Annotated in this window: 24 protein-coding genes; 7 read left to right on the top strand and 17 right to left on the bottom strand. The window is 39.0% G+C overall.

The annotated features are described in order from the left end of the window. Positions 1 to 119 precede the first annotated feature (119 nt). The gene (gene sugE / locus C0T34_RS08460) at positions 120 to 434 is read left to right on the top strand and encodes a quaternary ammonium compound efflux SMR transporter SugE (protein WP_069368216.1); all 315 of its coding nucleotides are present in this window, start codon (positions 120 to 122) and stop codon (positions 432 to 434) included. Positions 435 to 507: 73 nt separating this feature from the next. Here sugE and frdD read toward each other — a convergent pair whose 3' ends face one another. From frdD to frdA, 4 genes are read right to left on the bottom strand one after another with little or no spacing between them, the layout of a single operon-like run. Further along, a complete protein-coding gene (gene frdD, locus C0T34_RS08455) occupies positions 508 to 867 on the bottom strand; it encodes a fumarate reductase subunit FrdD (RefSeq protein ID WP_006535438.1) in 360 nt (119 codons plus the stop codon). Between the two features lie 14 nt (positions 868 to 881). Further along, positions 882 to 1,274: a fumarate reductase subunit FrdC gene (gene frdC / locus C0T34_RS08450; protein WP_088493866.1), complete on the bottom strand. Its 393-nt coding sequence runs from the start codon at positions 1,272 to 1,274 to the stop codon at positions 882 to 884. A gap of 14 nt (positions 1,275 to 1,288) precedes the next feature. Next, positions 1,289 to 2,026, bottom strand: coding sequence for a succinate dehydrogenase/fumarate reductase iron-sulfur subunit (locus C0T34_RS08445; RefSeq protein ID WP_075672948.1), 738 nt, complete (start codon positions 2,024 to 2,026; stop codon positions 1,289 to 1,291). Further along, complete coding sequence (frdA, locus tag C0T34_RS08440; protein WP_098941261.1) at positions 2,019 to 3,815, bottom strand: fumarate reductase (quinol) flavoprotein subunit; 1,797 nt, start codon at positions 3,813 to 3,815, stop codon at positions 2,019 to 2,021. The genes C0T34_RS08445 and frdA overlap by 8 nt, the downstream gene beginning before the upstream one ends. A gap of 943 nt (positions 3,816 to 4,758) precedes the next feature. Here frdA and epmA point away from each other — a divergent pair. Then, on the top strand, positions 4,759 to 5,736 hold the full coding sequence (epmA, locus tag C0T34_RS08435; RefSeq protein ID WP_098941260.1) for an elongation factor P--(R)-beta-lysine ligase: 978 nt from the start codon (positions 4,759 to 4,761) through the stop codon (positions 5,734 to 5,736). A 45-nt stretch (positions 5,737 to 5,781) separates the two neighbouring features. Here epmA and C0T34_RS08430 read toward each other — a convergent pair whose 3' ends face one another. The 6 genes from C0T34_RS08430 to glpT form a co-directional block, all read right to left on the bottom strand. Further along, entirely contained in the window at positions 5,782 to 6,195 is a 414-nt protein-coding gene (locus tag C0T34_RS08430; protein ID WP_098941259.1) for a hypothetical protein, read from the bottom strand. After that, positions 6,192 to 6,734, bottom strand: coding sequence for a LemA family protein (locus tag C0T34_RS08425; protein ID WP_098941258.1), 543 nt, complete (start codon positions 6,732 to 6,734; stop codon positions 6,192 to 6,194). The genes C0T34_RS08430 and C0T34_RS08425 overlap by 4 nt, the downstream gene beginning before the upstream one ends. Positions 6,735 to 6,743: 9 nt before the next feature. Next, entirely contained in the window at positions 6,744 to 7,817 is a 1,074-nt protein-coding gene (locus tag C0T34_RS08420; RefSeq protein WP_109850005.1) for a hypothetical protein, read from the bottom strand. Between the two features lie 36 nt (positions 7,818 to 7,853). Next, complete coding sequence (locus C0T34_RS08415) at positions 7,854 to 8,411, bottom strand: LemA family protein (protein ID WP_109850004.1); 558 nt, start codon at positions 8,409 to 8,411, stop codon at positions 7,854 to 7,856. Between the two features lie 258 nt (positions 8,412 to 8,669). Continuing rightward, positions 8,670 to 9,749, bottom strand: coding sequence for a glycerophosphodiester phosphodiesterase (gene glpQ / locus C0T34_RS08410; RefSeq protein ID WP_109850003.1), 1,080 nt, complete (start codon positions 9,747 to 9,749; stop codon positions 8,670 to 8,672). Between the two features lie 135 nt (positions 9,750 to 9,884). After that, positions 9,885 to 11,237: a glycerol-3-phosphate transporter gene (gene glpT, locus C0T34_RS08405; protein ID WP_109850002.1), complete on the bottom strand. Its 1,353-nt coding sequence runs from the start codon at positions 11,235 to 11,237 to the stop codon at positions 9,885 to 9,887. Between the two features lie 380 nt (positions 11,238 to 11,617). On the opposite strand from glpT, the gene glpA reads away from it, so the two are divergent. From glpA to glpC, 3 genes are read left to right on the top strand one after another with little or no spacing between them, the layout of a single operon-like run. Continuing rightward, the gene (gene glpA, locus C0T34_RS08400) at positions 11,618 to 13,276 is read left to right on the top strand and encodes an anaerobic glycerol-3-phosphate dehydrogenase subunit A (protein ID WP_171455253.1); all 1,659 of its coding nucleotides are present in this window, start codon (positions 11,618 to 11,620) and stop codon (positions 13,274 to 13,276) included. Then, a complete protein-coding gene (glpB, locus tag C0T34_RS08395) occupies positions 13,266 to 14,573 on the top strand; it encodes a glycerol-3-phosphate dehydrogenase subunit GlpB (protein WP_098941253.1) in 1,308 nt (435 codons plus the stop codon). Before glpA ends, glpB begins: the two co-directional genes overlap by 11 nt. Continuing rightward, positions 14,570 to 15,763 carry an anaerobic glycerol-3-phosphate dehydrogenase subunit GlpC gene (gene glpC / locus C0T34_RS08390; protein WP_088493856.1) on the top strand — a complete coding sequence of 398 codons (1,194 nt, stop codon included), beginning with the start codon at positions 14,570 to 14,572 and terminating at the stop codon, positions 15,761 to 15,763. The genes glpB and glpC overlap by 4 nt, the downstream gene beginning before the upstream one ends. 177 nt (positions 15,764 to 15,940) lie before the next feature. Here glpC and C0T34_RS08385 read toward each other — a convergent pair whose 3' ends face one another. From C0T34_RS08385 to C0T34_RS08375, 3 genes are all read right to left on the bottom strand, one after another. Beyond that, on the bottom strand, positions 15,941 to 17,086 hold the full coding sequence (locus C0T34_RS08385) for a phosphoenolpyruvate-utilizing N-terminal domain-containing protein (RefSeq protein WP_098941251.1): 1,146 nt from the start codon (positions 17,084 to 17,086) through the stop codon (positions 15,941 to 15,943). Between the two features lie 59 nt (positions 17,087 to 17,145). Continuing rightward, a complete protein-coding gene (locus C0T34_RS08380) occupies positions 17,146 to 18,249 on the bottom strand; it encodes a glycerol dehydrogenase (RefSeq protein WP_098941250.1) in 1,104 nt (367 codons plus the stop codon). Positions 18,250 to 18,614: 365 nt separating this feature from the next. Further along, positions 18,615 to 19,289 carry a 7-cyano-7-deazaguanine/7-aminomethyl-7-deazaguanine transporter gene (locus C0T34_RS08375; RefSeq protein ID WP_098941249.1) on the bottom strand — a complete coding sequence of 225 codons (675 nt, stop codon included), beginning with the start codon at positions 19,287 to 19,289 and terminating at the stop codon, positions 18,615 to 18,617. 205 nt (positions 19,290 to 19,494) lie between these two features. Here C0T34_RS08375 and tusA point away from each other — a divergent pair, with 205 nt between their 5' ends. Beyond that, entirely contained in the window at positions 19,495 to 19,749 is a 255-nt protein-coding gene (tusA, locus tag C0T34_RS08370; RefSeq protein ID WP_036933135.1) for a sulfurtransferase TusA, read from the top strand. Positions 19,750 to 19,836: 87 nt separating this feature from the next. On the opposite strand, the gene C0T34_RS08365 is transcribed toward tusA, so the two are convergent. After that, positions 19,837 to 22,215 (bottom strand): zinc/cadmium/mercury/lead-transporting ATPase, encoded by a 2,379-nt coding sequence (locus C0T34_RS08365; RefSeq protein ID WP_109850001.1) that lies wholly within the window; start codon positions 22,213 to 22,215, stop codon positions 19,837 to 19,839. 180 nt (positions 22,216 to 22,395) lie between these two features. After that, positions 22,396 to 23,022, bottom strand: coding sequence for a lysoplasmalogenase family protein (locus C0T34_RS08360; RefSeq protein ID WP_098941247.1), 627 nt, complete (start codon positions 23,020 to 23,022; stop codon positions 22,396 to 22,398). A 148-nt stretch (positions 23,023 to 23,170) separates the two neighbouring features. Here C0T34_RS08360 and C0T34_RS08355 point away from each other — a divergent pair, with 148 nt between their 5' ends. Then, positions 23,171 to 23,557: a DUF2500 domain-containing protein gene (locus C0T34_RS08355; protein WP_192940901.1), complete on the top strand. Its 387-nt coding sequence runs from the start codon at positions 23,171 to 23,173 to the stop codon at positions 23,555 to 23,557. 74 nt (positions 23,558 to 23,631) lie between these two features. Here C0T34_RS08355 and C0T34_RS08350 read toward each other — a convergent pair whose 3' ends face one another. After that, positions 23,632 to 23,934, bottom strand: a complete 303-nt coding sequence (locus C0T34_RS08350) for a DUF1145 family protein (protein WP_075672964.1) — start codon at positions 23,932 to 23,934, stop codon at positions 23,632 to 23,634. Between the two features lie 17 nt (positions 23,935 to 23,951). Next, positions 23,952 to 24,536 carry a 16S rRNA (guanine(966)-N(2))-methyltransferase gene (gene rsmD, locus C0T34_RS08345; protein WP_098941245.1) on the bottom strand — a complete coding sequence of 195 codons (585 nt, stop codon included), beginning with the start codon at positions 24,534 to 24,536 and terminating at the stop codon, positions 23,952 to 23,954. Positions 24,537 to 24,654: the final 118 nt, after the last annotated feature.

Genomic DNA, 24,654 nt, shown 5'->3' with positions numbered 1-24,654 from the left:
CTATTGCACGATTAATTTCTTTTTCTTATACTTAGCCTTCATCTTTCGAAAGCTGGGACGACCCAGCTTTTTGTCTTTGTATTCAGGGGACGACCCCAACTTATCGAGTAGGGGAAGTTATGTCTTGGATTATCCTTTTTATCGCGGGTTTATTAGAGATCGTTTGGGCTGTCGGCCTTAAGTACACACACGGTTTTACGCGTCTAACACCAAGTATTATTACCATTAGTGCTATGGTTGTGAGCATGGGAATGTTGTCTTATGCCATGAAAGGCTTGCCTGCGGGTACGGCTTACGCAATTTGGACCGGTATTGGTGCAGTGGGTACCGCAATTTTTGGTATTTTGGTCTTTGGTGAGTCCGCGAATATCTATCGTTTACTCAGTTTAGCTATGATTATTTTCGGTATTATTGGGCTGAAATTAGCGAGTTGATTATCATCAGTTTTCCATAAAAAAGCCACTCAATTCAAAAATTGAGTGGCTTTTTATCTTACGTATTAATCAATTACAGTGTAAATACACCAATGATAGCGATAACGCTGATAATTGCTGCACCACCATAAAATACCCATTTGCTTGCAGGTACATGCACTTTAAAATCGTGCAGAGTATGGTGAATACGGTGTAATGCACACCAAACTGGCAGAATGATCATTAGCAGTAAGAACAGACGACCAATGATGCTTTGGCTAAATGCCATAATACGTTCGTAAGTAAATGCTTCTGGCGCAATACCCATAGGGATTAGGATACCGAGCAGGATGATGATTGCCGGAGAAACAATCGCACTCCACATACCACCTGCACCAAATAATCCCCAGAAAATAGGTTCATCAGAGCGCTTAGGAAGTTGATTCTGATTCATTATTTCCTCCTGGGTTAAATTAACGCCACTGCCAGAATAGCGGCAGTAACAACGATAGTGACACCCCAGAAACCACGAACGATAGGTTCTTGCGGCATTTTTTCATCTTTAACAACGATAACCACTGCTTTTGGTGCAAGTTTGAACCAAGTCGCAGAGTGGAAGACCGTTGCAATCAGGGTCACAATGTTAATCAGCATTACAATTGGGTTGCTCAGGAATCCAACGAAACCTGCCCAACTTTCTGGTCCATTTTTCAGTGCGAATACACCAAACAGTACAACCAGACTGAACCAAAGTTGTGGAAGACAAGTCCCTTCACGGGTGATATAGAAACGATAGAATCCAAGTTTCGTCCACCAGTTTGGTTGCATGCCACGAACATAAGGCTTACGTTTTGTTGTCATGTCTTGTTTCCTCCTTAACGTGGTTTCAGCATCGCAATGACAAAGTCTTGCGCACTGGCTGCTTTACCTTGCTGAATAGCGGCAGCAGGATCCACATGTTTTGGACAGACTTCAGAACAGTAGCCAACAAAGGTACAAGACCAGACACCGTTCTCACCATTTAACTGAGGCATACGTTCTTTTGCCCCATGGTCGCGACTATCTGTGTTGTAACGTTGAGCTAATGTAATCGCTGCTGGGCCAATAAACTCAGGGTTTAGACCAAACTGCGGACATGCTGCATAGCAAAGACCACAGTTGATACAACCAGAGAATTGGTGGTATTTCGCCATTTGAGCCGGAGTCTGTTTATTCGTCCCTTCTGAAGGCTTACGATCATTACCGATGATATAAGGTTTAATCGCTTCTAAGCTTTCAATAAAGTGAGTCATATCGACAACAAGGTCACGCTCAACTGGGAAGTTACCCAGTGCTTCAACTCTTACACCGTCTGGATATTCACGAATAAACGTTTTACAAGCTAATTTAGGCACTTTGTTGACCATCATGCCGCAAGAGCCACAAATCGCCATACGGCAAGACCAACGGTAAGAAAGATCAGGCGCTAAATTGTCTTTAATATAACCCAATGCGTCCAGTAATGAGGTTTGCTCATCATAAGGAACGTCATAAGTGACGAAATGAGGCGCTTCGTCCGTTTCTGGGTTATAGCGCATGACTTCCATTTTAATGTGCTTCATGTCATCAGCCATTCGCTTTCTCCTTATTCTGCTTGTCTTGTGCAGTCGCTTCACCACCATAGACACGTTTAGCAGGAGCAGATTTCGTGATCTTCACATCGCTATATTCTAAACGAGGGGCACCTTCTGGGTTATAGAACGCCAGAGTATGTTTCAGGAAGTTCACGTCATCACGCTCAGTACAACCTTCGTCAAGACGTTGGTGTGCACCACGAGACTCTTTACGATTGATTGCGGAATGAGCCATACATTCAGCGACATCTAAACCAAAGCCAAGCTCAATTTTGTACAGTAAATCTGTATTAAAGACGCTACTGGTGTCTTTAATTTCAACGTGTTTGAAACGTTCTTTTAATTCAGCCAGTTTATCAACGGTTTTTTGCATTAAATCAGGTGTACGATAGATACCGCAACCTTCTTCCATTGATTCACCCATTTCATCGCGAATTTGTGACCAGCTTTCAGAACCTTTTTGGTTCATCAGATTTTTCAGGCCATTTTCGATATCACGAGTACGAGCATCTAATGCTGATGCATTAGCTGGTGCTGCTTCTTGAGCACAACGAACCGCTTCTTCACCGGCAAGACGACCGAATACAACCAGCTCTGCCAGTGAGTTAGAACCTAAACGGTTAGCGCCGTGTAAGCCAACAGATGAACATTCACCCACCGCAAACAGACCTTTAATACGAGTCTCAGTTTGTTGGTTAGTTTCGATACCACCCATAGTGTAGTGAGCAGTAGGACGAACAGGGATTGGTTCATTAACTGGGTCAACACCCACATATGCTTTTGCCAGTTCACAAATAAATGGCAGACGTTCATGAAGTTTTTTCGCACCCAGATGACGTAAGTCAAGATAAACAACGTCACCACGGTGAGTTTTGATGGTACGGCCTGCGCGCCACTCATGCCAGAAAGCTTGAGAAACTTTATCGCGAGGGCCTAATTCCATGTATTTATTTTCTGGTTTACCTAATGGGGTTTCTGGTCCTAGGCCGTAATCTTGCAGATAACGATAGCCATCTTTATTGACCAGAATACCACCTTCACCACGACAACCTTCGGTCATCAGGATACCTGAACCTGGTAGGCCAGTTGGGTGATATTGAACAAATTCCATATCACGCAGTGGAACACCATGACGTAAAGCGATACCCATACCATCACCAGTAACAATACCGCCATTGGTATTGAAACGATAAACACGTCCTGCACCACCCGTTGCCATAATGACAGCGTTAGCACGAATTTGAACTTTCGTACCTTCCATCATATTAATCGCAACAAGACCACGAGCGTGACCTTCATCAACAAGAATATCGAGAACAAAGTGTTCGTCGAAACGTTGAATTTGTGGATATTTTAAGGATGTTTGGAATAGGGTATGTAGCATATGGAAGCCGGTTTTATCGGCTGCGAACCAGGTCCGTTCGATCTTCATCCCACCAAAACGTCGGACGTTGACTGACCCGTCTTCTTTACGGCTCCAAGGACAGCCCCAGAGTTCTAGTTGAGTCATCTCTGTTGGACAATGCTCAACGAAGTAATCTACGACATCCTGTTCACACAACCAGTCACCGCCTGAAACGGTATCATTGAAGTGGAAATCATAGGAGTCGTGAGCCTGAGTCACTGCTGCTGATCCGCCTTCTGCTGCCACTGTGTGGCTACGCATTGGGTAAACTTTTGAGATCAGAGCAATTTTCAGTTGAGGATTCGCTTCCGCTGCAGCTATTGCTGCTCGTAAGCCTGCGCCCCCGGCTCCGATTATCGCTATATCGGCATTAAAGGTTTGCACTGCGCTTCTCCATTGTTCAAGTGAAAATTGGAATAATTGTCTAGAATTCAATTCACTGACATTATTAATTTGTAATGCTATTTTTTTAAGCTATCCGTAACGAAATTGTTTCACTGCCTTGTGACTGCGCTTGATAACATCTTTATTATCATTGACTGTAATTTTAGTATAACGAAATGTAGGGCTCCGAAATTTGATATGAATGATGGTTTTCCCGTATTTCGCAAAAAAAGTGTGATCCACGCCAAGAATTCTGGGTTTTGATAATAAACTACCAGAGAAACTTGAAGTTCAAATAAAATATATTTTTCTAAATTGAAAATTATAAATAGTAATGAATAGCCTGCTTTGAAAGTATAGATAACTTTAATTGAAAATGACAATGGTTTTTTATAACGCATTGATTCTAATCTATAAATGTTTTTATGATTCTTAAGTCTAATTTAAATTAATAAAAACAGATTCAAAAATTTAAAATAAATCTTTTACTATTTATCTAAAACAAATCGGTTTGTCTTGTTAATTGTTAATAAAATATTAATAATATTTCTAAAGGTTTTTAATACTAATCAAAATACGTAGATTTAAATAGAAAGTTAACATTGAAGTTTAGATCAGGTTAGCTATTTAAATATAAGCACAGTGTTAGTTTATTGTTATTTGTAATTGAGAAAAAGAATTATTCTAATTAACTTCTATTATAAAAATAGTGAAAAATCACTGAGTTTCTTACTCTAAATTGGTGTTTATTTAAACGATAAGAAGTGCCCAAAAGTAGATGTTTTGTAGAATTACATTTATTTGTCTTATGTGTTTTTACTTAAAAAATGAAAAGATTAGTGAAAAAATATAAAATGAAATCCCTCTTTATTAGCAGAAATTTGTCTGTTGAAGAGGATGCGAGTAAACTGCACGCTTTGTTTTCTGTTGGAGTTTTTCGTTCATGAGTGAAATCGCGGATTGGCAGCCAAGCGCCTCAATCGCCAACTTGCTAAAAAAGGCGAAAATAGTCAGTAATATTAGGCGTTTTTTCGCTGATCGTGGTGTGTTAGAAGTTGAAACGCCTATGATGAGTCAGGCTACCGTTACCGATGTTCATCTTTGCCCATTTGAAACCCAATTTGTGGGGCCAGGCGCTTCTCAAGGGCTGAAACTTTATTTGATGACAAGCCCTGAATACCATATGAAGCGTTTATTAGCTGCAAACAGTGGGCCGATTTATCAAATGGGGCGTTGCTTCCGGAATGAGGAAGCCGGTAGATATCATAATCCGGAATTTACGATGCTAGAGTGGTATCGCCCTTGTTTTGATATGTACCGGTTGATGAATGAAGTCGATGATTTACTGCAAGAAGTCTTAGATTGTGAAACATCAGAGTCACTCTCTTATCAACAAGCATTCTTGCGTTATCTCGATATCGACCCTTTATCTGTTGATAAAGAAAAATTACGTGAAGTGGCTGCAAAACTGGATTTATCAAATATTGCAGATACTGAAGAAGATAAAGATACGCTACTTCAATTGCTATTTGTTTCTGGGGTTGAACCTCATATCGGTTTAGAAAAGCCAACCTTTATTTATCATTTCCCTGCGTCACAAGCCTCATTAGCTGAAATTAGCTCTGAAGATCATCGTGTAGCGGAACGTTTTGAAGTCTATTTTAAAGGTGTTGAATTAGCGAATGGATTTCGTGAGTTGACGGATGCTCAAGAGCAACGCCATCGTTTTGAACGTGATAACCGTCAGCGAGTGGCAATGGGATTACCAGAGCAACCTATTGATGAGCGCTTTTTAGCTGCGCTTGAAGCTGGATTACCAGAGTGTTCTGGTGTGGCTTTAGGAGTTGACCGTCTCATTATGTTGGCGCTTGGTTTAGAGCATATTAGCGATATCATTGCCTTTCCTGTTTACAGAGCATAAGTTCATCTATTGATGAGAATTAAAAAAGAGAGCCTAGGCTCTCTTTTATTTTTTTGATTTTCGGTTTTGCCTTCGCTTTTCTTCTGCTTCAAGCGCTTTTTCTTGAAACTTCGCAAATTTATTCCCTGTTACGTCTTTTATATAGCGATAATTAATAAACCAATACGTAATACATGATAGTAAAATAACCCACCAGATTAAGAGTAGTTTTAATGCAGAGTTAACACCGAGTATTAAATTAAAACTAATCAAGACCATTAAGCTGACAAATACCGAGCTAAATAACCCTCCTGCAATTTGTGGCATATATTTTTTTAAAGGAGTAATACTTATTAATGGCAAAATAATCGCCATTGAAAATAATGTACCAAAAGTGGCAAGCATAATAATCATGATGGGATCACCAAGACCTAATATCCAATCGGTGATACCAAAAAATGAAAAAGGAATTTCTATCATAAAGTTGCCTCCTTACTCGGATAGAAAAGAGGGATATCTTTAAAATTAAAAATCAATTTAAACAACACATTTGGGAAAATATGTATTTCAGTATTATAGAGTGTGACGGATTGATTAAAAAACTCACGTCTATCTGCAATACACTCTTCTAACTCTTTAGCTTGTGCTTGTAATACGTATAAATTTTTTCCGCTGATAAGTTCAGGGTATTTTTCAGCAATGATAAGTGATTTTTTTATTTGAGGTAATAACTGATTAGCTAAATCAACTTTTTGGTCTAATACATCTGAGCGTAAATAGTGCTCTCTATTTTCAGCTAATTTTTCAAATAAGGCTTTCTCATGATCCATCGTTTTTTGTGTAATCACTATCAACATGGGGATCAAATCGGCTTGTTTTTTTAATAAAACATCAATATTTGCAAAGGCTTTATAGCAATTGTTCTTTAGCATTACCATGTTGTTATAAATCATCACTAATTGGCGTATTAAAAAATAAACCAAAGTGAGAATAAAAATGATGAAAATAAGCCATTCCATATTAATCAATTACCAAGATGAAGAAGTGCTATTAAAATAAAGTGTTAGGATGCCATTTTGGTAATCCATTGGTATCACTAAAATGGATAAGATAATAAAAAGAGCAATAATAACGATGATGGCCGAGTTACGACGAAAAGGGCGTGCTTTGTTCCAACGAACAACATAATCTTGTGGTGATAAACCTAATAGGTAGTGAGGAGCATTGTGTGTGATAACAACTTCATCATTGATAGGTTCTGCATTACCTATCAATAAATAAGTGGTATCAGCTTCTAAGATGTACTCCTTAAAACGTTTATTGTTATATTCCAGATCTTGGTGAGGATCGATGCCAAGGTGAATTAACGGTTTGTCAGCTGCAAGAACTTGAACCGAGCCTGTATCATCAGTCATAGTAAAATTGTTGATCTTTTTGTCACAGAGTGTTTGGCGATAGCTTTTCTTACCTTCTTTATCTGTGGATATGTCATATTCATAATAGCAATAGCCATAGCACTCTTTTTTACCTAGGCGACTTGTGAGTTTTTTACCCGCAGTTATCTTGCCTTCAATTTCAACAAGCCCAATGGCTAAAGAGCGAATTTTAGATGTTGCTAGAATTTTTTGAAAACGTAAAAAGCGCTTTTCAGGTGTTTTTTTGGCAATTTGATAAACGAACATTAAAACGAAACTTAAAAAGAACAATCTATGGTCAATAAAAAAGCCAAAGCTTAAAAAGAGCAGTAACAGGCTAATAAATACGGTGTTAATCAGTGCTGAAAATTTAGACTCACCTTCCATTTGTAATTGATGATAATTTTTTATCGCCTTTTCACCAATATTTCCAATATGATTTGAAATACCATAGGAAAATATCAAAATGACAGCGAATGCAATACAGGAGATAAGATTAACAACAGAGTCTTCACCACTAGGATAAAGGCCATTTCCTCGCGAAAAAAACAGATAATTTCCAGCAGCAAAAGTGATCCCTAAAAAGGGAACAATACCCAAATTGTTCTTCTTTTTTTGAGCGCGTTTACTGCGTAAAAAATAGATTAATGCGCCGACAGCACAGCCGATAAAAAAATAAATTAACACTGCAATTTATCCTTAATGCGGTTATTTAACTTATTATTATTTAAATCTGATGCCTTCAAATTTCATTTCTTCTTTTGGTATTTCGAGTAATTGCATACGCTCAAAGCGGAAAAGGCCGGCAATTAAGCTATCAGGAAACATCTCTATTGCGGTGTTGTAGTGAGTTGTTGCATCATTAAAACCTTCACGACGTTGAGCAATTTTATTTTCTACGTCACTAACACCAGTTTGAAGTAATGCGAGTTGTTCACCTGAAATTAACGTCGGATAATTTTCAGCAAGGGCAATCATGCCTCGTAGCGCTGTATTCATCTCATTTGTTGCACTAATTTTTTCATTAATATTTTGTGCTTTAAAATAGTGCTGTCTTGCGTCACTTAATGCAATAAATACACTTTTTTCGTGCTCCATTGCTTTTTCAGCTACCGCCATTAATTGAGGAATTTGGTCGGCTCTTTGTTTTAAAATAACGTCAATATTCGCAAACTGATTACTTACTTGATTACGTGTCGCAATAAGACGGTTGTAAATTGAAATTCCCCAACCAATAAAAAGAACGATAAGAATAAGTAAAATAATAGCCATTATTGTCATAATGATCCCTTCCTCTAAATATTTAATAAATAATGATAGCTAAATTAAAAAGTGATTATGATTTTTTAATTAAATTATTTGAGTAAGTTAGAGAAAGATGAAGAAATATACAATCAGAAAGGGCGCAAATCTTACAAGAAAGAGTATCTACTTGTCATACTTCAAGTTATAGCATTGTTGACTGTATCACTAGCACTAGCCACATACTCATGTATGTGGCTAGTGTTTCATTCACTTGTCGCCTAGCTGTATTTTGAATTATTTAGCTTGTTTTTGTAAGAACTTAACCCCTAAATCAGGGAAGTCTGTAAAGACACCTTCAGCACCTGCTTGGTTATAAATGATGTCGTAAAGTTGATCACCGTCTTTGGCGTATTTAGGAAGTTTATCAATACGAACAGTAAACGGATGAATGGTTAGTTTATTCGCGTGAGCATCTGCTGCCATACCCGTTAAGGTGATTTTTTCTGGCGTTGAATCTGCTTCAACTAACATATGATAATCAGGGCCAATAGCATCAGCATAAGTTGAAATTTCTTTCATTGCACCCGGCTTAAACATCCACTCATAGCTGTAGTTTGTCCATGTACCGTCAGGCTGTTTTTCATACGTCTCATTCCAGTCGGTATAAGCAATTAGCTGAACAAGTTTTAGATCCATGCCCATTTTTGGCATCAATTCTGTTTTGATGCGTTTTAGGTCGTTAGCATCGAATGATTGTAGATAAACATTGTCGGTTTTTTTCGTATAACCGTACTGTTTAAGCACTTCCAGTACTTTAGTGGTAATGTCTTTACCTTCTTGTTCATGGAACCAAGGTGCTTTGATTTCAGGATAAATACCAATATCTTGACCTGTTGATTTGTTTAGACCTTGGATAAATTCAATTTCTTCTTGGAAAGTATGTACACGGAAATCCGATTTACCCATAGGGAAACGGTTTGGATAACTTTGGACTTTTTTACCATCAACAATGTCAAAACCTTCGGTAAATTTCAGTCCCTTAATTTCTTCAAGGGTAAAGTCGATAGCATAGTAACGGCCATCTTTTCTTGCTCTATCAGGATAACGATCAGCCACATCTGTTACACGATCAAGATAGTGGTCATGTAAAACAACTAATTCGTTGTCTTTGGTCATCACCAAGTCTTGCTCTAGATAATCTGCACCTTGGGCATAAGCTAATGCTTTGGCAGGAAGCGTATGTTCAGGCAAATAACCACTTGCACCACGGTGAGCGATAACGACCTTATCACTTGCCGCTTGTGCGATTGCACTTAAGGATAGAGTTAAAAGAACGCCTGCAACTAACGGTTTTATTCTAAAAGATGTACTCATAAAGCTGCTCCATTTTAATTCTACATACAATAAAGTTATGTACAGTTGGCAATAAAAAAGCCACATCAAAACAGTTGATGTGGCTTGGTTTTTAGAGATGAGATTTAACTAATTTCATAAATAATCAGTTAGTGATTATTCGTATTTCTGAAGCATTTCACGTTTGTGTTTGGTTTCGGTAACCATCACGATAAGTAATAACACAACAGACAGTGCACTACCGCCGATCATGACCATAAAGCCGCCATCCCAGCCGAAGTAGTCAACTGTGTAACCTACGATAGCACTCGCCGCAACAGAACCACCTAAGTAACCGAATAAACCGGTAAAGCCTGCTGCTGTACCTGCTGCTTTTTTCGGTGCAAGCTCAAGAGCATGCAGACCGATCAACATAACAGGGCCGTAGATTAAGAAACCAATGATTAACATACACGCCATATCAACATTCGGGTTACCCGCTGGGTTCATCCAGAATATGATAGTTGCGATAGTGACTAAGGTCATGAAGAACACGCCAGTTGCACCACGGTTACCTTTGAACACTTTATCTGACATCCAACCACACAGCAGTGTGCCCGGAATACCTGCGTATTCGTATAAGAAGTAAGCCCATGAGGATTTATCCATTGCGAAGTGTTTTACTTCACGTAGATAAGTTGGTGACCAGTCCAGCACGCCATAGCGTAGTAAGTAAACGAACACGTTCGCAATTGCAATCATCCACAGAAGTTTGTTAGGGAACACATACTTCATAAAGATTTCTTTTGCTGTCAGTTCTTGTTCGTCAGTTTCTTTATAATCAGGTGGATAATCGTTTTTGTACTCTTCAATTGAAGGTAAACCACAAGATTGAGGGGTATCACGCATTAATGCGAATGCAATCATTGCAACTAAGATTGCTGCAAATGCAGGCATATATAACGCTGCTTTCCAGTCGTTAAACCATGCCATACCTAATAAGAACAGTAATGGAGGTAAACCACCGCCGACGTTATGCGCACAGTTCCAGATGGAAACGATACCGCCGCGTTCTTTCTGTGACCACCAGTGAACCATGGTACGTCCACAAGGAGGCCAACCCATACCTTGGAACCAACCACAAAGGAACAACAGAACGAACATAATCATAATGCTCGAAGTTGCCCATGGCACAAAGCCCATAACTAGCATCACTAAAGACGCTAAAATAAGACCTGCAGGTAAGAAATAACGTGGGTTAGCGCGGTCAGAGAACGATCCCATAATAAACTTAGAGAAACCATAAGCAATAGAGATCCCTGATAACGCAAAACCTAGATCCCCTTTTGAGAATCCCTCTTCTACAAGATAAGGCATTGCTAACGCAAAGTTTTTTCTTACTAAATAATAAGCAGCGTAACCGAAGAAAATCCCCATAAAGATCTGCCAACGTAGACGACGATAGACGGGATCTATCTGCTCTTTTGGCAAACGCGCTTTATGTGGCGCAGGTCTAAACAGACTTAACATATTAGCCTCCGATGGCTTTTATTTTAATATGTTGATATTAAATAATGACAAAACGAACAGTGAAGTTATCAAAAAATTTTCTTTAACGAACTTAATAGTAAACTTATACAATCAAATTTACTGTGAGGTATTACTCAGTTGTCGAATAATTTTTCAAGATGTGCAATTTTGAGTGATATGTTAACTTTATCAAATACTTTTTGTTAAATAATTTGTGATTGGTGTCACATATGTGGTTTTAATCTTTCACTCGTGAGCGTTTCTCTTTCGTTTTTGCTCATTATCAAACATTAACCACATTTTTTGTGTATCTTATACACTATAATTAACGCTAAAGAATAAATAAGCGTTTGCTGAATGTAATGTGAGAGGGCATCTCTATGATGAGCGGTTCACCAGTGACAGAAACTGATGTCATTATTATTGGTGGGGGAGCAACTGGTGCGGGCATGGCAAGAGACTGTGCACGCCGTGGATTACGTTGCGTCCTGCTAGAAAGACATGATATTGCAACCGGTGCAACCGGTCGAAATCATGGATTGTTACACAGTGGTGCGCGTTATGCAGTAACAGACCCAGAGTCAGCGCGTGAGTGTATTGAAGAAAACATGATTTTAAAACGGGTCGCTCGTCATTGTGTTGAAAAAACGGATGGCCTTTTTATTACCCTTCCAGAAGATTCTTTAGAGTTTCAACAGACCTTTATTCAATCTTGCCAAGCTGCAGGGATTGATGCTCAAGCGATTTCACCCGAAGAAGCTATTCGCTTAGAGCCTTCTGTTAACCCTAATTTAATCGGTGCGGTTAAAGTTCCTGATGGCACAGTTGATCCTTTCCGTTTAACGGCCGCAAATATGTTAGATGCCCGCGAACATGGCGCTCAAGTACTGACTTATCATGAAGTCGTTGGACTTATTCGTGAAGGTGACCGTGTTAAAGGCGTGAAAGTTTACGATCATCAAGCGAAAAAACTGTATGAAATTCGCGCGCAAATAGTGGCGAATGCTGGAGGGATTTGGGGACAAAAAATCGCTGAGTATGGCGAGTTAAAAGTTCGTATGTTCCCAGCCAAAGGTGCATTACTGATTTTAGGTCATCGTATTAACAATATGGTGATCAACCGTTGTCGTAAACCTGCGGATGCCGATATTTTAGTTCCTGGCGACACCATTTCATTGATTGGTACAACATCAACACGAGTACCTTACGATGAAATTGACAATATGTATGTCACTCCTGAAGAAGTCGATATTCTTATCCGTGAAGGTTCAATGTTAGCGCCAAAACTGGCTCAAACTCGAATTTTACGTGCTTATGCAGGTGTGCGTCCTTTAGTGGCAAGTGATGATGATCCATCTGGTCGTAATGTTAGTCGTGGTATTGTTTTACTCGACCATGCGCAACGTGATGGATTAGAAGGCTTCATTACTATTACTGGCGGTAAATTAATGACTTACCGTTTAATGGCTGAATGGGCAACAGATAAAATCTGCGAAAAATTAAATGTTTCTGCAAAATGTACCACAGCAGAAGAAGCTTTACCTGGCTCTCGTCAGTCAGCAGAGCAGGCATTACGTAGCGTTGTTTCATTACCTGCGCCAATTCGTGGTTCTGCGGTTTATCGTCATGGTGATTTAGCTAATAAATTATTGAGCAATGAGCGTAGCGATAAGAGTTTAGTTTGTGAATGTGAAGCCGTTACTGCGGGGGAAGTTCGCTATGCAGTTAACTCTTTAACAGTCAATAATTTACTTGATTTACGTCGCCGTACTCGTGTGGGTATGGGAACATGCCAAGGTGAACTTTGTGCTTGTCGTGCAGCGGGTTTATTAAACCGTTTACAAGTTACTACTCCTCACGAGTCAGAACAACAGCTTGCCCATTTCTTAAATGAGCGTTGGAAAGGTATTCGACCAATTGCTTGGGGTAATGCATTACGTGAAAGTGAATTCACCAGCTGGGTTTACCAAGGTTTATGTGGTTTAGATGCTGATATGATTGAAAAAACAGCTTCAGCGGAGGCAGATAATGAAATTTGACGTCATCATTATAGGTAGCGGACTTGCAGGTTTAACCGCAGGTATTCGTCTTGCTGAAGCCGGTAAGTCTTGCGCAATTATCAGCAATGGCCAAAGTGCACTGCATTTTTCATCGGGTTCGTTGGATCTATTAACTCATCTTCCTGATGGTTCATTAGTGACTCAGCCGAAGAAAGCTTTAGCAACATTGGCTGAACTTGCCCCTAAACATCCTTATAGCCGTATGGGTGAAACGCAAGTTTCAACTTTAATTGAACAGGCTCAAACATTACTGGAAAGTACAAAAGGCCTTGAATATCAAGGTAGTGGTGATGAAAACCATTATCGTATTACACCTGTTGGGCGTTCACGTATGAGTTGGATGAGTCCAAAACGTGTACCCACTCATGGTGTTGACCAAGCACTGCCGTGGAAAAAACTGGCGGTTGTTGGAATTGAAGGCTTCTTAGATTTTCAGCCACAATTTGCAAGTAATACGCTGAATGAACAGGGGGTTGAGTCTATTCCTTATCATATTCATTTACCGCTATTAGACAGATTACGTGATAACCCAAGTGAATTTAGAGCAGTTAATATTGCTCGTTATTTAGATAAGCCTGAAAACACCAAAGCGTTAGCGGAAGAGCTGAAAAAACATATTGATGACAGTGTTGAAGCGATTATTTTGCCTGCATGTATCGGGCTGGATGCAGAAGAGCCTGTGACGCTACTTCAACAACTTGTGGGTAAACCTATCTGTTTATTACCGACACTACCGCCATCACTATTAGGTATTCGTTTACACCAAGCATTAAAACTGCGTTTCCAAAAAGCTGGCGGTTTAATTATGCCGGGCGATCGTGCAGAACAAGTTGATTTAATTGGTAATAAAGTTACAGGTATTCATACTCGAAACCATACTGATATTCCCATTCGTAGTGAACATGTTGTATTGGCAACAGGCAGTTTCTTCAATAATGGTTTAATTGCAGAGTTTGATCGTGTCTATGAACCTTTAATGGAGCTTGATTTGCTAGAGACATTACCACGCAATGAGTGGACACAAGTGAATGTCTTTGCAAAACAGCCTTATATGCGATTTGGTGTTGATACAGATAGTCAATTAAGACCGATGAAATACGGCGAGGTCTTAGAGAATGTTTACGCTGTAGGTGCTGTATTAGGTGGGTTTGACCCTCTTAATGAAGGTTGTGGTGCGGGTGTTTCAATGATCAGCGCACTTTATGCAGCGCAACAAATTTTACAGCACAATAAATCAGAACAGACCACATCTGCGGTTGTGGAGGCAGCACAATGAGTTTACATGATAACAGTTTTGAAGCGTGCATTAAGTGTACTGTTTGTACTACTTACTGCCCAGTTGCAAAAGTAAATCCACTTTACCCAGGCCCTAAACAAGCTGGCCCTGATGGTGAGCGTTTACGTCTAAAAGATCCGATGCTTTATGATGAAGCATTGAAATATTGCACTAACTGTAAGCGTTGTGAAGTTGCTTGTCCGTCAGATGTGAAGATTGGTGATATCATTTCGCGCGCGAAACTGAACTACAATACGAAAACACCAAAACTTCGTGATGCTATTTTAAGTCATACGGATTTAATGGGAACATTATCAACGCCAATGGCGCCGATAGTAAATACCATTACAGGATTAAAACCTGTACGTAAGATCTTGGATAAAGCACTTAAAATCGATCATCGTCGCGAATTACCAAAATACTCTTTTGGTACATTTAGAACGTGGATGAAAAAACAAGTTGAAGAGCAAGCACGCTTTAAAGATCAAGTAGCCTTCTTCCATGGTTGTTACGCTAACTATAACCACCCACAATTAGGGAAAGATTTAGTTAAAGTATTCAACAAAATGGAGATTGGTGTTCAGTTATTAAAACGCGAAAAATGTTGTGGTGTTGCATTAATTGCGAATGGTTTTGTTAAACAAGCTAAAAAACAAGCCGCAGTAAACCTTGAATCGCTGACAGAAAAAATTGTTGAAAACAATATTCCTGTCGTTGCAACATCATCAACCTGTACTTTTACTATTCGTGATGAGTATGAACATATTCTCGATGTTGATACATCAAAAGTACGTGAAAATATTGAATTAGCGACACGCTATATTTATCGTTTATTAGAAGAAGGTCGTGAATTACCACTGAAACATACCCCGTTAAAAGTGGCATATCACACACCTTGTCATATGGAAAAAATGGGATGGACAGCATATTCCATTGATTTGATTAAACGTATCCCAGGTGTTGAGGTCATTGTTTTAGATTCTCAATGCTGTGGTATTGCCGGAACTTATGGTTTTAAATCTGAAAACTACGATGTTGCTCAAGGCATTGGTGCAGGTTTATTCCGCCAAATTGAAGAGAGTGGCTGTGATTTGGTGATTACAGACTGTGAAACCTGTAAATGGCAAATTGAGATGTCAACGACGAAAAAATGTGAACACCCCATTAGTTTACTGGCAAGAGCATTATAAGTATTGCCTATTAGATAATAAAAAAGTAATTGATTACTAAGATAACAAGCAGCTAGGGAATAAAAGAGGATCTTTTATTCCCTTTTTTATTTTTAGTAAAAAAGATGAAATATAAGATAATAAGGAAATTAAATAACCTAACACTGTGGGTCACAGGTTATTTAAATACTCCCATTTTTAATGAGAGATATAGGTATTTTGATAAAGCCAAATATTTTGGACTTTTTTAAGTGTGATATTTTGCCCATCAGTCAGCGAAAGAGCTTGTCTTCCTGGCTCGTTAATAATTGGAATATCTAATGCATTAGCTAATACTGTAGTATTAGATAGAGGATTCCCATGACTTAATAAAATCCCTTTGATCTTGTTGGTATCAAGAGCCATTAATGTTGAAGGATGAAGCTGTTTTGTCACTAAAATTGCGTTTGTATAAGGAGGATGCGTGATTGGAGGAGGAGCAGAAGTTAAATAACGCAGTAATCGAGATAAAATATCATCTAAATCACTTTCACGAGCACGCATATTATCATCATCCATTTGCGCGTAAGTATCTATTAAATCAATAAATGTCTGCTGTAAGGCAAATTCAGCATTGCAGTGATGTTTGCTTATCATGCTACATACAGTCAGTTGTAATTCGGTATTTTCTAATAAGAAGCGGTGACTAGAAAAAATATGAGCATATTGTTCTCCAATCTTGCGATACGCTTCTTCAGTTAACCAGTCTATATCCTTTTTGGATCGCTCAATCGCTTTCACGAGACGTTTTTGCTCTTCAAGTAATAAATGAGAGGATATTTTTTTACGAGGGATCACGAAACGATGATAAGGGTATAGCCAAACAGGTGCGGTGATAATTCTGACGGGTTCGTAATTTGTGTTTTTAGGGTGAATATTAAAATTAGGAAGATTTTCACCTAATTGCAGTTTTTTAATTGTAATAGTTTTATGTGCTGCTTTTTCTGCTTCTTCAAGTGAAGCGCCTAGCGCAATACTATTGGCTGCAGCCAAGGTGCCTTCAACAATCGGAGCTGAACTTAACGCAACATTTGTGGCAACGTTATGCTCAAGATTAGCGATGGCGAGTGCTGCGTTTTGTGCTGAATGATAAGTATCGAGTAAAACGAGTACACCTTGTTTGCTATAACACTTTTTAATTGCAGTGAGTATAGTTTCTGGCGACACTTCATTAGCAAGATCAGAAGGTGTTTGGTAGTTGGTCGCAATGGCAATTTTTACTTGGCGATCTACAGTCTGATTAACGAGCTCTTTGATACCATTGGCGAGCGTAAGGCTCTTTGAAACTAATACAATACTGACCATAAAACACCCTTTTTTGTAAATGCAAACAGGGAGATAAGCACTCCCTGCTTACTCAGGCCTTAATAAAGCCATTCCCGTCCTAATTGGTCGGCAGTTAAAATTGCGGCATAAACCTTATCGGAATCAACATCAAATGGCATGTTGTAAATAGTCTCACCTTCAGCACAACTTAACTCAGCAACCGCCATGATTTTTTCATTTAATTCATCGCCTGTTGCATTGATACCCAACTCTTCTAAAGTGACAGGCAGCCCGACTAAAACACAGAAATCAAGGAACTCTTCTAACTCTTCTAATGGGCTGTTTTCTAACACTAATTGGACTAATGTACCAAAGGCAACTTTTTCACCATGATACATGTTGTGACACTCTTCTAATGCCGTGAATCCATTATGAATGGCGTGGGCAGCCGCAAGACCCGCACTTTCAAAACCGATACCACTTAAAAAGGTATTAGCTTCAATAATATTTTCTACTGCAGTTGTACAAACACCACGGCTTACCGCAAGTTTTGCTTTATAACCATCTTCTAAAAGGGTGTTATAGCAAAGTTCAGCTAGAGCTAGGGCTGCAAGTGTCGATTTACCCCCTGCCATGGTCTGTTTTTGGGCATGACTGCAAGCTCTCGCTTCAAAGTAGGTTGCTAAAGCATCCCCCATACCTGCTACTAATAAACGAGCTGGTGCAGAAGCGATGATATTAGTATCCATCACGACAACGTCAGGATTAGTTGGGTAGAAAAGATAACTATCAAATGCGCCTAATTCAGTATAAATCACAGAAAGTGCACTTGTTGGTGCATCAGTGGAAGCTATGGTTGGGGAAATAACGACAGGAAGTTGGCATTTATAAGCAACAGCTTTGGCAGTATCAAGTGTTTTACCACCACCTACGCCGATGATCACAAGAGAAGCTTGTGCTTTTGCAAGTTCAGATAGTCGATTGATTTCGTTGTGTGTGCATTCACCATTAAAAAGTTCGAAGTGTCCATTAACTTCATACTGAGACATACTATCTTTAACGGTACTACCGACAAGTTCCATAACAAATTTATCGGCAATAATCAGTGCTCTATTACCAAAAGGCTTCGCGTATTTACCAATATGATAGAGCGCGTCTGGCCCTTGAATATACTTAGCGGGGGATTGAATAACTTTTAACATAATAGACTCCTACTATTCGCAAAAGAGAGTAAAAAATCCTTATGGTGAGACTCGTCATCCCAACTGACATATAACAATATGGAGACGTTCTAAGAATACATTAACAGTTTAATGGGTGAATAAAATAATTTATTGTAAATAATTAAGACTTTTTATATTAGCATGTGAAAAACATCCTAATAATGCTATTTAAGCAATATTTCGTGAGTTATTTAACTAATCATGCTAATTAATTACTATGAGAAATATTTACGAAAAATAATAAATTATTCGAATCAGAATAAAGCTTCATAAAATTGGTTTATGAAGCTTTATTATTTGAATTATGCACTTATATCATTATTTTTTTTGCGAGGTGATCCAGATTATGAGCGAATTTCAGCATAATCTTGTTTTTGATTTTCTTGTGCGAAAAAGTTGCGCAAAATAAAATTCAATAAGACACCATACGCAGGTAAGAAGAACAGCATACAAATGGTTAATTTAAACACGTAGTCAACTAATGCAATTTCAACCCAATTCTCCGCCATAAATGCGTCAGTACTACGATAAAATGCAATAAAGAAGAATGCGAGTGTGTCGAGTAAATTACCGAAGAACATTGCTGCACTTGGCGCTACCCACCATTTTTGTTGTTGTCTTAAACGATTAAAGACAGACACATCCATTATTTGACCTAACACATAAGCCATAAAGCTTGCTGTCGCAATTCTTGCCACCATAATATTAAAATCAGCTAATGAGGCAAAACCCTGCCAACTACCTTGGAAGAAAAGCGTTGAGATCAGGTAAGAAATCGCTAATGCAGGTAGCATAACGGCGGTAATGATGCGTCTGGCAAGTGGTGCACCATAAATGCGAACCGTTAAATCTGTTGCCAGAAAAATAAACGGAAAAGTAAAGGCGCCCCAAGTGGTATGGAAACCAAAAATGGAAATAGGTAATTGTACAAGATAGTTACTAGAAGTAATTATCAGTATGTGGAACAAAGAAAGCCATAACAGTGCCACCGCTTTTTGGCGGGGAGTAAACGTATACATAAATTGTACCTTTTTAGTGATTGGGGTGAGGGAACCCAATAAAACAGTGATTTCTCTCTTAAATGAGAGGATGCGCATAATACGCCTGTTGCGCAACAAAAGCAAAGGTTAGGCGGAATACCTTTGTGCTTAATGTGCCGTGATGTGAACACGAAAGCGAGATATAATAACGAAATCTGTCAGTGTAAGAAGAATGGTTAATAGAATGAATGCTCAATTTGATGATGCAACCAAGACATTAGATACGCTAGGACTACGTTGCCCTGAGCCTGTGATGTTAGTACGTAAAACCATAAGAAATATGGCATTAGGTGAGACGTTATTAGTGATTGCTGATGATCCTGCCACAGTGCGTGATATTCCTGGCTTTTGCCGATTTATGGAACATGACTTATTAAATCAAGAGACGCAATCTGCACCTTATCGCTATCTTATCCGTAAAAAAGAGAGCAATCTGTAATTTATACTGTAAATATTGCTTATAATCGCGCTAAAAAATAACCCAAACTCCATATACTGAGGTTTGGGTTTTGTTATTTTAGCGTGCTTACTCTTTGTTTGATGCGCTAATTTTTACTCTTAACAGTCTTACGGCATTGGCTGTTACCAGTGCTGTTGCCCCAGAGTCAGCAAGAACAGCAACCCAAAGCCCGGTAATTCCTAATAAGCTTGTTACTAAAAATATCGCTTTTAAACCAAGTGCTATTGTGATGTTTTCACGGATAATTTTACGTGTTGCACGAGATAACTTAATAATTTCAGGTAAGCCAGTTAAACGGTTATGCGTTAATGCAGCATCAGCTGTTTCAAGTGCAACGTCTGTACCGCTTCCCATCGCGACACCAATGGTTGCAGCCTTCATTGCCGGTGCATCATTGATACCATCGCCCACCATCATTGTGTTATGCGTTTTACTGATCTCCATTACTGAAGTCACTTTATCTTCAGGCAGCAATCCTGCTCGGAAATCCATACCTAGTTTTTTAGCAATAGCCGCGGCTGCTCTTGGATTATCACCTGTTAACATAACGGCATTGATGTTCATCTCTTTCAATAACTTCATTGATTCGACAGCATCACTGCGTAAGGTATCTTGCATAGCAATAACACCGATAAGCTGACTTTCTTTTAATACGACAACCACGGTTTTGCCTTCATCTTCAAGGCGTGCAACTTCTTGTTGCCATTGAGAAGAGAGTGATGTGGTTTCTGATAATTGAGAAGGTGCACTCACCAGAATATGTTGGCTATTTAAATAACCTTCAATTCCTTTACCTGCTAGCGCTTTACGATCTTCTGCTTCAACAACAAGTACGCCTTCATCTTGTGCTTTATTGATAATGGCTTTTGCTAATGGGTGATGAGAGCCAATTTCTACGGATGAAGCAAAAGTCAGTACTTCTTTTTCATTAAATCCGGTTTCAGCCACAACATCAGTAACTTGAGGTTTCCCTTCTGTTAATGTGCCTGTTTTATCTAATGCGATAGTGTTAACAGTACCTAATTGCTCTAATGCAGCGCCACCTTTGATAAGCGCTCCGCGTTTAGTTGCAGCCGCTAATGCTGAAGTGATGGCTGCTGGTGTTGAGATAACTAAAGCACATGGACAACCAATCAGTAATAGGGTTAAACCGCGATAAATCCATGTTTCCCAAGGTTGTGAGAACAACAGTGGTGGAACAATGATAACCAGTGCAGAGAACAGCATAATCGCAGGCGTATAGTAACGACTAAAGCGATCAATAAAGCGTTCAATTGGGGCTCTACGCTCTTCAGCTTCTTCAATTAATTGCAAAATACGGTCGATAGCATTTTGCCCTTGTTCAGATACCACTTTCATCTGTACAGATCTATCGACAGATAAACAACCAGCAGCGACTTTTTCGCCCTGTAAACGTTCTACGGGTACTGATTCGCCCGTTAATGCACTTTCATCAAAGCTCGCAAACGCACTGACTAATTCTGCGTCTGTTGGCAAACGTGAACCCGGCGCAATTTCAATAATGTCGCCCGGACGTAATTGCGCAACAGGAACAGTTTGTTTTTTACCGTCTTTGACTAATGTTGCTTCTTCTGGCACTAACGCCATTAATGCGCTCACACCACGACGAGCACGTCCTGCGGCATAAGACTCCAGCATTTCACCAATCATAAACAGCAAAATAACCATTGCTGCTTCTTCGGTTGCATTAATAAATAGTGCACCAATTGCAGCGACACTCATCAATGTTTCAATAGCAAACGGCGTACCACTGCGAATAAGTTGTAAGGACTTTTTCACAATGGGGAATAGACCAATTAAGGTTGTTGCAATAAAGGCGGCTCGACCTGCTTGGGGATCAATAACCTCGGCACCCCAGCTAATCGCCATTAAAAGCGCCAAAACAATCACAAATGAGCTCTCTTTCAAGAAACTCTGCTTCACTACTTTTGGGGATTGAGGCGATGAGAGATCAAAAAGCTCGAAACCAGCACTGTTAATAGCCGCAATGACATCAGCGCGTAGATCACTATCAGCATCAACGACTAATTTTTCGGTGGCAAAAAGGACTTTTGCTTGTTTTACACCCACAACTTTGAGTGCTGCTGTTTCAATTTTTTGAGCGCAACTTGGGCAATCCATACCTTGCACTTTCCAGCTAAAGCGCTGTTGTGCAATCTTTTCTGGCTCAATATTTGAGACAGGGGCGTTGATATCACAGCTTCCATGAGCGTGGTTGTGCCCATCATGATCATGTTCGTGGGAGTGTCCGTGGTGGTGCTCATCCTCGCATTCAGGATCACTTTTATCTATTTTGGTATGAGAATGCCCACTTTCAGTATGTGAGTGCGTACTATTCTTTGTGTGACCAGAACAGCATTGAGAGCTTGAGCAGCAAGCATCGGTATGTTTATGATTATCGTGTTGATGAGCATGTTTAGTCATAACTGGCTCTCCTTGTTCAACAAAGTAAAGTCTAAATTTATCTATCTGATAAGTACTTTACAGCTTGGAGTAGAGTCCAGAGTCAAGATACCGAAGGCATATTCATTGGCAAAAAGTGCGAATTAGTTCAAAAAATTAACCCCTTGATTTAAATGTTTAAAACAAGGGGCTGGATTTAAACTAAAGGAACAGTGCTCTGACAATAAAGAAGTGACCAATAAAATAACAGGCGCTGACAAGTCCTTTAGAAGCTGAAAATGAGAAGCGGAAGCGGTTGATTAGCCATATTGAGTAAGCAATCACTAACAATAATGAGCCAATCATCACTGATAAGTTGTAATCATTACTTAAGTAGAAGAATTTTTCACCCGCAACCCAAAACATAGCAAATGCGGCTAGTAAAGTTAGAGAAGCTGGAATGGCTAATTTATCGAGCTTAGTCCAAACAATGGCTAGAATGATGATGAAAGCAAGAATAACGATCCCAAGTAAAGGAAGATAGAACGTGAGTTGTAATGGTAGTAAAAAACTCACCATATAAAGTATGTAGCTTAGAAAAACTAAGGCAAGAGAAGGTAGTAAATACTTACCATCAAACATTCTTAAGATATCAGAAAGCAGTGTCGCTAATAACGCACCGACAATAAGGTAGCTATTAATATTGTGTTCGGGAACTTGCCATGCCCAAAGCAATAAAAGCAGTAGTGTGATAGGACGGAACAGCCATTGTTGCCAATTAGGGCCTCGATATGCGGCATCGATATAAAGCCATCCGGAGAATAATACGGCGAGAAAAGGCCAACTCATAATATCTTCCTTATATTCAGAACTGTTTTATTATTCATAACAGAAAGATTAATTTAAGAATAGCGGTTAATGACGAAACTGATGGACTTATTAAAATAATATAAAGCACACTGTTTTTTTAATCCATATAACGATAGGAATTAATGTAATGAATAAAGCGGCTATTTTAGGAATTGCGGTACTAGTGATTATTATAGCGTCAGCAACTTATCGTTTTTTCGAGCAAAGAAAACAGCGGATAAATGACGATAATTCACCAGTTACACTCTATATGGTTGAAGTAATTGATAAAAAAGAAGTTGCAGCAAATGAACGACGTTCAAGAGAGAATGATGTAAATGGCCCAGAAACAACATATTATTATCAAGTGACCTTTCGTTTAACCACTGATGATCGTAAAGATTTAGTGTTAAAAATGGATAAATCAGCTTATCAAGATATCGAACCTGAAATGAAAGGGCGTTTGTTTATGCAAGGCAGTCGTTTTGTAAAGTTTGAAACCGATATGCCAAGTGATGAGCCAAATAATAAATAAAAGAGAATATTTATTACTTGGCAACCTCTGGGGTTGATTATCGACCCCAGATAATTGCGAGGATATGACAATATTTACGGCTGTGGTTTAGTTTTATTCTTCTGTTTTTCTTCGTATTCTTTACGTAATTCTTTTTGTATTTTTAAGAGTTCAAAGATCCCAAAGAAGAAAATGCGAAACTGTAATGCCGTTGAGGGTTTTTGATCTTTAGGTTGTCCTGCTTTATACATAACGATTTGTAATCCATGCATAATTACCATAAAAATCAATGCAATATCCATAAAGTATTTTAGAGGCTTAGGAAATGGGGAAATAATATTTAAAAACAGAAAGCCCCAAACACCGACCATTAAAAATCGGCCAAAAAAGATTAACATAGCAGCTCCATAAAAAATTAAGCAGATAAACTGCGAATAAAAAGACGATACGCGACTTGCCCTGCGATCTTCTCTCTATGCAATGTCCAATGAGTCGGAATTGTATAAGTCTGTGCTTTAACTTCTTCCTCAATATAAATATAGCAATCTTGTGCTAACCAACCGTTATTTTCTAATAATTGGATAGTGTCTGACAACATGCCTTTATGAAAAGGAGGATCTAAAAAAACGACATTATAAGGCGAGCCTTGTTTAGCAAGATATGACAATGCACTGTCTTGAATGACATGCCCATTGTTGGCATTAAGTAAGGTTAAATTTGCGATAATTTGTTGGGCAACTGCACGTTCATATTCGATAAACGTGGTTTCACGAGCATAGCGAGAAAGCGCTTCAATACCTAAACCACCGCTTCCTGCAAAACAGTCGAGGCAACGAGCATCTTGGATAACGGGCATTAGCCAATTAAAGAGCGTTTCTTTTACTCTATCCGTCGTTGGTCGTAATCCTTGGCTATCGAGAACAGGAAGTTTACGACCACGCCATTTTCCCCCAATTATTCTGATTTGTCCCATTGGGGCTTTTTGTGGTTTTTTGGCCATATTATTTTAATTTATATCGTTTAAACGTGAGTTTTGGAGTGTCTTTTGGAATAAGGAATTCGTGTCTGTTGTTATCTCGATGACTTCTCTTGATTTAATCTGGAATAATTTACCATAA

It is taken from the genome of Proteus sp. CA142267 (assembly GCF_003336825.1).
In the GTDB taxonomy this organism is placed as follows: Bacteria; Pseudomonadota; Gammaproteobacteria; order Enterobacterales; family Enterobacteriaceae; genus Proteus; species Proteus terrae.
Note: the sequence above shows the minus strand (reverse complement) of the source record. Positions and strands in the feature narration are given on the sequence as shown.

Excerpts from the sequence above, each read along its gene's own strand:
- glpC (WP_088493856.1), top strand. The coding sequence starts at position 14,570 with ATGAGTTTACATGATAACAGTTTTGAAGCGTGCATTAAGTGTACTGTT.
- epmA (WP_098941260.1), top strand. The coding sequence starts at position 4,759 with ATGAGTGAAATCGCGGATTGGCAGCCAAGCGCCTCAATCGCCAACTTG.
- glpQ (WP_109850003.1), bottom strand. The coding sequence starts at position 9,749 with ATGAGTACATCTTTTAGAATAAAACCGTTAGTTGCAGGCGTTCTTTTA.
- sugE (WP_069368216.1), top strand. The coding sequence starts at position 120 with ATGTCTTGGATTATCCTTTTTATCGCGGGTTTATTAGAGATCGTTTGG.
- tusA (WP_036933135.1), top strand. The coding sequence starts at position 19,495 with ATGAATGCTCAATTTGATGATGCAACCAAGACATTAGATACGCTAGGA.
- glpT (WP_109850002.1), bottom strand. The coding sequence starts at position 11,237 with ATGTTAAGTCTGTTTAGACCTGCGCCACATAAAGCGCGTTTGCCAAAA.
- glpA (WP_171455253.1), top strand. The coding sequence starts at position 11,618 with ATGATGAGCGGTTCACCAGTGACAGAAACTGATGTCATTATTATTGGT.
- C0T34_RS08355 (WP_192940901.1), top strand. The coding sequence starts at position 23,171 with ATGAATAAAGCGGCTATTTTAGGAATTGCGGTACTAGTGATTATTATA.
- C0T34_RS08425 (WP_098941258.1), bottom strand. The coding sequence starts at position 6,734 with ATGGAATGGCTTATTTTCATCATTTTTATTCTCACTTTGGTTTATTTT.
- C0T34_RS08385 (WP_098941251.1), bottom strand. The coding sequence starts at position 17,086 with ATGGTCAGTATTGTATTAGTTTCAAAGAGCCTTACGCTCGCCAATGGT.
- C0T34_RS08350 (WP_075672964.1), bottom strand. The coding sequence starts at position 23,934 with ATGTTAATCTTTTTTGGCCGATTTTTAATGGTCGGTGTTTGGGGCTTT.
- C0T34_RS08380 (WP_098941250.1), bottom strand. The coding sequence starts at position 18,249 with ATGTTAAAAGTTATTCAATCCCCCGCTAAGTATATTCAAGGGCCAGAC.
- C0T34_RS08445 (WP_075672948.1), bottom strand. The coding sequence starts at position 2,026 with ATGGCTGATGACATGAAGCACATTAAAATGGAAGTCATGCGCTATAAC.
- glpB (WP_098941253.1), top strand. The coding sequence starts at position 13,266 with ATGAAATTTGACGTCATCATTATAGGTAGCGGACTTGCAGGTTTAACC.
- C0T34_RS08430 (WP_098941259.1), bottom strand. The coding sequence starts at position 6,195 with ATGATAGAAATTCCTTTTTCATTTTTTGGTATCACCGATTGGATATTA.
- C0T34_RS08365 (WP_109850001.1), bottom strand. The coding sequence starts at position 22,215 with ATGACTAAACATGCTCATCAACACGATAATCATAAACATACCGATGCT.
- C0T34_RS08415 (WP_109850004.1), bottom strand. The coding sequence starts at position 8,411 with ATGACAATAATGGCTATTATTTTACTTATTCTTATCGTTCTTTTTATT.
- frdC (WP_088493866.1), bottom strand. The coding sequence starts at position 1,274 with ATGACAACAAAACGTAAGCCTTATGTTCGTGGCATGCAACCAAACTGG.
- C0T34_RS08375 (WP_098941249.1), bottom strand. The coding sequence starts at position 19,289 with ATGTATACGTTTACTCCCCGCCAAAAAGCGGTGGCACTGTTATGGCTT.
- C0T34_RS08360 (WP_098941247.1), bottom strand. The coding sequence starts at position 23,022 with ATGAGTTGGCCTTTTCTCGCCGTATTATTCTCCGGATGGCTTTATATC.
- rsmD (WP_098941245.1), bottom strand. The coding sequence starts at position 24,536 with ATGGCCAAAAAACCACAAAAAGCCCCAATGGGACAAATCAGAATAATT.
- frdD (WP_006535438.1), bottom strand. The coding sequence starts at position 867 with ATGAATCAGAATCAACTTCCTAAGCGCTCTGATGAACCTATTTTCTGG.